The organism is Mesorhizobium sp. CCNWLY176, from assembly GCF_037153935.1.
In the GTDB taxonomy this organism is placed as follows: domain Bacteria; phylum Pseudomonadota; class Alphaproteobacteria; order Rhizobiales; family Rhizobiaceae; genus Mesorhizobium_M; species Mesorhizobium_M zhangyense.
This window is the reverse complement of record NZ_JBBBDZ010000038.1, coordinates 1-764: the sequence shown is the minus strand read 5'-3', so window position 1 is coordinate 764 and position 764 is coordinate 1. Positions and strand designations below refer to the sequence as shown.

Genomic DNA, 764 nt, shown 5'->3' with positions numbered 1-764 from the left:
GGCGGCTATGCCCAGGTCGTGCCGATGGAGGACATGAACCTCCACTTCACCGGCGATTTTCATGCCATCACCACCGCGCACAATCTTTTGTCGGCCTTGATCGACAACCACATCTACTGGGGCAACGAGCAGGCCATCGACACCCGCCGCGTCGCCTGGCGCCGAGTCATGGACATGAACGACCGGGCGCTGCGCGAAATCATCTGCTCGCTCGGCGGTGTGGCCAACGGCTATCCGCGCGAGGCCGGCTTCGACATCACGGTCGCTTCAGAAGTCATGGCCATCCTGTGCCTGGCGAAGGATTTGAAGGATCTGGAAAAGCGCCTCGGCGACATCATCATCGCCTATCGCCGCGACAAGACGCCGGTCTATGCCCGCGACATCAAGGCCGACGGCGCCATGACGGTTCTGCTCAAGGACGCCATGCAGCCCAATCTGGTGCAGACGCTGGAGAACAACCCGGCCTTTGTCCATGGCGGCCCCTTTGCCAACATCGCCCATGGCTGCAACTCGGTCGTCGCCACCACGACGGCCTTGAAGCTTGCCGACTATGTCGTCACCGAAGCAGGCTTTGGCGCCGATCTCGGTGCGGAAAAGTTCTTCGACATCAAGTGCCGCAAGGCAGGCTTAAAACCCGCTGCCGCCGTCATCGTCGCCACGGTGCGCGCCATGAAGATGAATGGCGGGGTCAAGAAGGAAGATCTTGGCACTGAAAACATCGAGGCGGTGAAGAAGGGCTGCGCCAATCTTGGCCGCCACATCGA

General features: G+C 61.1%; 1 protein-coding gene. It reads left to right on the top strand.

Going from position 1 to position 764, the window contains the following annotated elements; translation table 11 throughout:
- A partial coding sequence (locus WBQ96_RS28235; RefSeq protein WP_337035968.1) for a formate--tetrahydrofolate ligase occupies positions 1-764 on the top strand: 764 nt, incomplete at both ends.